Source organism: Nocardioides stalactiti, assembly GCF_014180715.1.
Classification (GTDB): Bacteria; Actinomycetota; Actinomycetes; order Propionibacteriales; family Nocardioidaceae; genus Nocardioides; species Nocardioides stalactiti.
On sequence record NZ_JACEFC010000017.1, the window covers coordinates 45110 to 51795 of the forward strand.

Below are 6686 nucleotides of genomic sequence, written 5' to 3' on the forward strand. Positions count from 1 at the left end.
CAGCAGTCACATGAGTCCCGAACGGTCCGTCCGTTTTGCCGTCAGCCCTTCACGCACATGAGCGTGGTGAGCCGGGCGACGACCTCGACGAGGTCGGTCTGGGCCTCGATGACGGACTCGAGGTCCTTGTAGGCGCCGGGGATCTCGTCGAGCACGCCCCGGTCCTTGCGGCACTCCACGCCCGCGGTCTGAGCCTCCAGGTCCTCGACCGTGAAGGCCCGCTTCGCCGCGTTGCGCGACATCCGTCGACCCGCGCCGTGCGACGCGGAGCAGTACGACGCCTCGTTGCCGAGGCCGCGGACGACGTACGAACCCGTGCCCATCGAGCCCGGGATCAGGCCGTACTCGCCGGCGCCCGCCCGGATCGCGCCCTTGCGGGTCACGACCAGGTCGACGCCGTCGTAGGTCTCCTGCGCCACGTAGTTGTGGTGCGCGGAGATCTGCTCGCCGTAGGTGACGTCCTTGCCGCGCTCGGCGAACGCCCGCGAGACGACCTCGCAGAACAGCGCCATCATGACCGCGCGGTTCCGGGAGGCGTACTCCTGCGCCCAGTAGAGGTCGCGGAGGTAGGCGTCCATCTCCTCGGTGTCGGACAGGAACACGGCCAGGTCGCGGTCAGGCAGACCCAGGTTGTGCTCCAGGCCCTTGGCCTTGTAGATGTGCCGCTCCGCGATCTCCTTGCCGATGTTGCGCGAGCCGGAGTGCAGCATCAGCCACACCTGGCCCTCGTCGTCCGACGTGAGCTCGATGAAGTGGTTGCCGCCGCCCAGCGAACCGATCTGCTGCTTGGCCTTCTTCTCCCGGTCCTGGACGTCCTCGTGCAGCGCACCGAACGACTTCCAGAACCGGTCCCAGCCGGCGTACCGGCCGTGGTTGAGCTTGAGTCGGTTCACGTCGGGCATCGACTTGTGCGCCGAGAAGCCGACCGGGATCGCCCGTTCGACCGCCAGCCGCAGCGGGCGCAGGTCGTCGGGCAGGTCCGCGGTCGTCAGCGACGTCCGCACCGCCTGCATGCCGCAGCCGATGTCGACGCCGACCGCCGCGGGCGACACCGCGTTCTTCATCGCCACGACCGAGCCGACCGTCGCGCCCTTGCCGAGGTGGACGTCCGGCATCACCCGCAGGCCGTGCACCCACGGCAGCCGCGAGATGTTGCGCAGCTGGTCGAGGGCCTGCTGCTCGACGTCCTCCACGCGCGCCCACATCAGGGTGTCGGCCTTCGCGCCGGGCAGGCGCACGGGCAGGGCGTCGGTCTCCATGGTGTCCATCGTGGTCATCCTCCTTCGGGCATGCGGACAAAGCACCCCCTGCAGGAGTCGAACCTGCGACCTCCGCATTCGTAGTGCGGCGCTCTGTCCAGCTGAGCCAAGGGGGTCTGGTGTGTTGGGCCGCGACGAAGGTAGGGGAGCGGCGCCCGTGGGGCCTAGCGACTTTGACGGGCTGAGCTGCTCGGTCAGGGGTGGCGGTCGCCGTACGGTGTTCCCGTGAGTACGACGCCGCCGGGTTGGTATCTCGACCCGCATCAGCTCGGGATGTATCGCTACTGGGACGGCGAGCGATGGACGTCGGACGCGGTGCACGCGGGTCGGGCCAACTTCGGATCCTTCTCCTTCGGTAGTGAAGCGGCGTTGACGAGCTGGATCGTGCGCCACAAGCGACTGCTGATCCTGTGGGTTGCAAGCGGGCCGATCATCTCCGCCCTCAGCATCGGTGGGCTCGTGGCGATGTTCTACTTCGATTGGGGCGGTCAATCGTGACGGCGGCCGAGCGGCTTCGCGAGAAGTACGAGGCTGCGCGCCGGCGATTGTTCGCCGCGGGGGAGTAGGGCGTCGGGCCAAGGGCGAGGTTCTCCACAGCCGGCAACCGGGCAGGGGCGAACTGTCGGTGGCGTGTGATCTGATGTTGGCATTGGAACAGCAGCAGTCACTCGGGAGGTTGCGATGGTCGCGCAGGTGGTCGAGCGCCAGCATCCGATCCTCGCGTGCGCTCAGGCGATCGGGGCGGCGCTGGCGGATGTCGCCGACGTGCAGCCGACCTACATGGCTCCCGCTGACCAGCGCGCTGCGCTGCTGGAGCTGACGACCGTACGGCGGCAGCTCGACGAGCTGCAGCTGCGGGTCGTGGCCGCGGCGGGTCCCGCCGTCGAGGCGGAGGGTGCGCGGGACGTCGCGGCGTGGCTGGTGATGAAGACGCAGGCCGATGGCGGGTCCGCGCGGGCTGAGCAGCGGCTCGCGAGGGCTGTGGACGACAAGTGGCTCGGCGTGCGCAACGGGTTGGCGGCCGGGGAGGTCTCGGTCGACCAGGCGCGGGTGATCGTCGCCGGGCTCGAGGCGCTCCCCGCCGAGGTCGGGCCGGACGTGATCGCGAAGGCCGAGGCGCACCTCGTGGCGCTCGCCGGCATGCACACGCCGCGCGAGCTGCGGGTCCTCGCCCGGCGCATCCTCGAGATCGTCGCCCCTGAGATCGCCGAGGCCGAGGAGGCCAAGCGGCTCGAGCGCGAGGAGCAGGACGCGCGCGACAAGATCCGCTTCAGCTGCCGCTACCCCGGCGACGGCACGGCCCGCGGCACCCTGGTGCTCCCCGACGCCGACATGACGCGGCTCGTGACCTACCTCGAGTCGTTCGCGAGCCCCCGCAAGACCCCGGGCGCGATCGGCGGCGACGAGGACCGCGTCCCCTACCACCGCCGGCTCGGCCAGGCCTTCTGCTCGCTGCTCGAGCACCTCGACCCCGCCCACCTGCCTGCGCACGGCGGCCACGGCACGACCCTGATGGTGACCATGACGCGGGAGTCGCTGCTCGCCGACCTCGGGGTCGCGGCGGTGGTCGGGGGAGGCGAACGACTCTCCGCGAGTGCCGTACGACGCCTCGCGTGCACCGCCAAGATCATCCCGGTCGTCCTCGGCGGCAAGGGCGAGATCCTCGATCTCGGGCGGTCGCGCCGCCTCTACAGCTCAGCGCAGCACAAGGCGATGCGCCTGCGCGACCAGCACTGCCGAGCCGAGAACTGCTCGATCCCCGCGACCTGGTGCGAGGCCCACCACCTCAAACCGTGGTCCCAAGGAGGCAAGACCGACATCGGCGACGGTGCCCTGCTCTGCAGCTGGCACCACCACGTCATCCACGACCGAAGGTACGAGCACGAGGTCCTGCGAGGCGGCGCCATCAGGATCCGCCGGCGAGCCGGCGGACCGCAGCCCTCCCACGAAAGTGAGCGAATCGGATGAGCGTCGTCAGGAAGTCCATCTCCCTCGACGAGCGGGTCGCCGAGCAGATCGACGCGGCCGCACGCGAAGACGGCATGACCTTCTCCAGATGGCTGTCGGCCGCGCTGGAGGAACAGTTGATCCTTCGCGACGGCCGACGTGCGATGGCGGAGTGGGCGGAGCGTCAGCCCCTCCCCGAGGAGGCTCGCGAGTGGGCCCGCAAGGAACTGGACCGCGCACTCGGCGAAGGCTGATCGTGCGTCAGCCGCAGCTGTCGCAGATGCCGATGGGGAGCAGCGCCATGTTGCACTTCGGGCACACCTTGGGCGGCGGCGGGTTCGCCTTCGCCTTGCGGGCGACCGAGGCCGCCAGCTTGGGGGTCAGGGCCGGGTGGCCGCCGTCGGCGGGGAGGCCGTCGGCGTTCGCCCATTGGTAGCAGGCGAGACGCGACTGGGCGGCGTGCTTCTCCCGCTGGATCTCGTCGTCGATCGGGTCGGCTCCCGTGGCGGTGAGGACGGCGTCATACCCGTCGCCCACCATGCCGGAGTCCTTGCGGACGACAAGCGACGTCAACGGCGGGACGCCCTCGGTGACACAACGGGCGGCGACCACGCGGAGCGCGCCCGGCACCCAGTTGTGGACCGGCGACTTCGTCGGTACGCCGCTGCGCTCCTGGATCTCCGCGCCGAGCTCGGCGTACTCCATCACGGCGTGGTAGCGACCGGCGACGCCGCTCAGGATCTCGAAAGCTGCTTCCGCCCAGACTTCGCGGTCGGTCATGTGCACAGTCGTCCTTCACTAGTGCTCTCGCCGCAGCAGAAGGCCGCGCGGGAGACTCGAGGTCGTGCAAACCGGACACCGTCCGAGCGAACACTCCCTCCAGTGTGCTCCCTCCCGGTCCCGAGCGCTGCATCGGCATCACTCCGACGGCGGCGCCGGTGCCCCGGTACGACCGTGAGCGTGGCCGTGGGCCCGACCGTGGACGCCGCCCCGCCGGCGTACCGGACGCACGGTCCGCGCCTGCCGGTCGTCGGCGAGCAGCTCGTTGCGCAGCGCGTGCCGGGCGCGGTGCAGCGCGATGCCGGCCGCATTCGCGGACGGCAGGCCCAGCTCGTCCGCGACCCACGCCAGGCCCCGTCCCTCGACCGACAGCTCCAGCACCCGGCGGTAGCGCCGGGGGAGTCGCGCCAGCGCTCGCTGGACCCGGTCCAGCCCCAGCCACTCGTCCTGCGGCTCCGGCGACGCGTGGTCGAGCGTCGCGTCGTGGCTGCTCACCAGGACCTCCCGCCGACGCTGCGACGCGCGGCAGTGGTCGAAGTAGGCGTTGCGCACCGTCCGACGCAGGTAGGCCCGCAGCTCGACGGGGGTGGCCCCGCGCCCCAGCCCCTCCCACACCCGGACCATCGCGTCGGCGAGGACGTCGTTCGCCGTCTCAGGATCCGCCCCGAGATGCCGCAGGTAGACGTGGAGCGACACCTTGTTGGCGTCGTACGTCTCCACGAACCTGCGCGTCATCTCGACGCCGACCCGCGCCTCCGCGTCCCCACACTGTTCCCCCAACGCCCCGCTCCTTCGATGCTTTCGTTCTCCAACTCGAGAACTTCAACACCGCAGCGGGGCGCCCGACATCGTCTGATCCGCGCAACCTGAGCGTGCTGTTTGTCGCCTCCCTCTAACGCCCGCTCCAGGAGAACGGCGTCGTTCCACACTTGAAGAAGTAGACGTGCCGGTCGATCGGCGCCGGGACCGTCGCCGAGCCCGAGTAGCGCACCCCGGTCTCCGGGTGGCGCCAGCAGCCCGGCGGGAACACCACGTCGCGGGTCGTCGCGCCCTTCGTGACCACCGGGGCGACCAGCACCGACGGCCCCAGCAGGTACTCCTGGTCGACCTGGCGCACGCCGGCCATCCCCGGATAGGCCAGCCACAGCGGACGGGTGATCGGCATGCCGGTCCGCTTCGCCTCCCGCCACAAGCCGAGGATGTAGGGCTCCGCGGCGCGGTGCAGGCGCAGCGACGCCCGGTGGATCCGCGCCGCCTCGGCATCCCACGACCACGGGAACTTCTGACCCAGCACCGGCCCGCCGTGGACCCGGTTGCCGGGCGTCAGCGCGGCGTACCAGGACCAGCGCAGGAACAGCTCGCGGGACGGGGAACCCGACAGCAGGTCCATGTAGCCGCCGGTGTCGCAGTGGAAGCCGTAGGCGCCGCCGATCGCACGGTTGAGCATGTCGGTCGTCAGCGCCCCGATGCCCGTCGTCCGGCTCCAGCTCGACTCGTAGTCGCCGCACCAGTTCGCGGACTCGTACGCCGCCGAGCCCGGGCGCCCCGAGTAGCCGGAACGCACGTAGAACATCGGCTCCGTCCGACGCGGGTGCTCGCGGTGCCACTCCTCGATGATCCGGCGGGTGGTGCGGTGGAAGTCGATCGGATAGCGGTTGTGCGCCACCCGGCCGGTCGTCCCGTCGGCGAAGTGCATGTTCCACATCGTCTGCTCGCCGAAGTCCTGCATGAACCCGTCGGCGCCCGCGTCGAGCACGGCCCGCACCCGCTGGCGCCACCACGCGACGGTCTCCGGGTTCGTGAAGTCCAGCTGGACCGCGAGCTTGCCGGGGGCGAGCGTGTCGGAGAAGACGTACGGCGAGCCGTTCGCGCGCGTCGCGGCGTACCCCTCGTCCTTTGCGGTCTGGAACGCGTCGTCGTCCTCCAGGCCCTGCCCGTCGTTGCCCGCCCACGCGCGGAAGTAGACGATCGGGTGCATCCCGTGGCGCCGGATCAGCCGGATGATGTCGTCGAGGGTGCCGATCCGCTGCAGCAGCCACCACGCCTCGAAGCTGAACGCCTCGTAGGGCAGGTCCAGCTCGTCGATCTTCGCGATCGACGCTCGGATCTCGGCCTCGTAGGCCTCCGGGGTCTTGCCCGTCGTACCGCCGCTCAGGGTCTGGGCGAAGATCGGCGCCACCTGCCACCGCGGCGGCACCGGCGTCCGGCCGGTGATCGCGGTCAGGGTGCTGATCGCCTTCGGCGCCCGGCCCGGCGCGACCGTGAACTTCAGGCCGTTCGACGCGGCATCGACCAGCCACGCGTCGTCACGGTCCGAGCGCATCCGCCAGCGCGACAGCTCGCTCTGCTCCAGGAAGAACCCGTAGGGACGGGAGGAGATGAACTGGGCCTGCTGGTACCACCCGCTCTGCGCCTGGCCGCCCAGCACCGGCAGGTCGAAGATCGTCTGCTCGATCCAGTTGAAGAAGCTCTCACCGGCCTGGTCGATCGCGTTGCGCCGACCGCCGAAGCCGTGGAACGCCTCGTCGCTGCCCGACGCGAACCCGGCGCCGACGAACGCGATGTTGGTGTCGGGATGGAACGTCACGCTCGTGCGGACGGCGTCGCCCTCGTCCGGCCGGACGGTCACGACCGCGGTCCGGCCGGACGGGTCGTCGGTGGCGACCCGAAGCCGGACGCCGCCGTCGTCCAGCCGCTGCG

7 protein-coding genes and 1 tRNA gene are annotated in these 6686 nt (G+C 70.7%); 3 read left to right on the plus strand and 5 right to left on the minus strand.

From position 1 onward, the window contains the following. Positions 1–41: 41 nt before the first annotated feature. Together H0487_RS05535 and H0487_RS05540 are read right to left on the minus strand one after the other, a co-directional pair. Positions 42–1268 carry an RtcB family protein gene (locus tag H0487_RS05535; protein WP_246383000.1) on the minus strand — a complete coding sequence of 409 codons (1227 nt, stop codon included), beginning with the start codon at positions 1266–1268 and terminating at the stop codon, positions 42–44. A gap of 33 nt (positions 1269–1301) precedes the next feature. Further along, positions 1302–1375, minus strand: a tRNA-Arg gene (locus H0487_RS05540). Positions 1376–1484: 109 nt separating this feature from the next. Between H0487_RS05540 and H0487_RS05545 the strand changes: the two genes are divergently transcribed. The 3 genes from H0487_RS05545 (at position 1485) to H0487_RS05555 (ending at position 3460) form a co-directional block, all read left to right on the plus strand. Further along, the gene (locus H0487_RS05545; RefSeq protein WP_183093230.1) at positions 1485–1757 is read left to right on the plus strand and encodes a DUF2510 domain-containing protein; all 273 of its coding nucleotides are present in this window, start codon (positions 1485–1487) and stop codon (positions 1755–1757) included. Between the two features lie 183 nt (positions 1758–1940). Further along, on the plus strand, positions 1941–3227 hold the full coding sequence (locus tag H0487_RS05550; protein WP_183093231.1) for an HNH endonuclease signature motif containing protein: 1287 nt from the start codon (positions 1941–1943) through the stop codon (positions 3225–3227). Continuing rightward, entirely contained in the window at positions 3224–3460 is a 237-nt protein-coding gene (locus H0487_RS05555; RefSeq protein ID WP_183093232.1) for a hypothetical protein, read from the plus strand. The genes H0487_RS05550 and H0487_RS05555 overlap by 4 nt, the downstream gene beginning before the upstream one ends. 7 nt (positions 3461–3467) lie before the next feature. Here H0487_RS05555 and H0487_RS05560 read toward each other — a convergent pair whose 3' ends face one another. The 3 genes from H0487_RS05560 to H0487_RS05570 form a co-directional block, all read right to left on the minus strand. Further along, complete coding sequence (locus tag H0487_RS05560; RefSeq protein WP_183093233.1) at positions 3468–3986, minus strand: hypothetical protein; 519 nt, start codon at positions 3984–3986, stop codon at positions 3468–3470. A gap of 138 nt (positions 3987–4124) precedes the next feature. Then, a complete protein-coding gene (locus H0487_RS05565) occupies positions 4125–4721 on the minus strand; it encodes an RNA polymerase sigma factor (protein WP_183093234.1) in 597 nt (198 codons plus the stop codon). 157 nt (positions 4722–4878) lie between these two features. Further along, positions 4879–6686: TIM-barrel domain-containing protein (locus H0487_RS05570; protein WP_183093235.1), on the minus strand; the 1808-nt coding region annotated here is incomplete at its 5' end.

What these genes read in the sequence shown, in the direction of transcription:
- H0487_RS05535 (WP_246383000.1), bottom strand. Translation starts at nt 1,268, where the DNA reads ATGGACACCATGGAGACCGACGCCCTGCCCGTGCGCCTGCCCGGCGCG.
- H0487_RS05565 (WP_183093234.1), bottom strand. Translation starts at nt 4,721, where the DNA reads ATGACGCGCAGGTTCGTGGAGACGTACGACGCCAACAAGGTGTCGCTC.
- H0487_RS05555 (WP_183093232.1), top strand. Translation starts at nt 3,224, where the DNA reads ATGAGCGTCGTCAGGAAGTCCATCTCCCTCGACGAGCGGGTCGCCGAG.
- H0487_RS05550 (WP_183093231.1), top strand. Translation starts at nt 1,941, where the DNA reads ATGGTCGCGCAGGTGGTCGAGCGCCAGCATCCGATCCTCGCGTGCGCT.
- H0487_RS05560 (WP_183093233.1), bottom strand. Translation starts at nt 3,986, where the DNA reads ATGACCGACCGCGAAGTCTGGGCGGAAGCAGCTTTCGAGATCCTGAGC.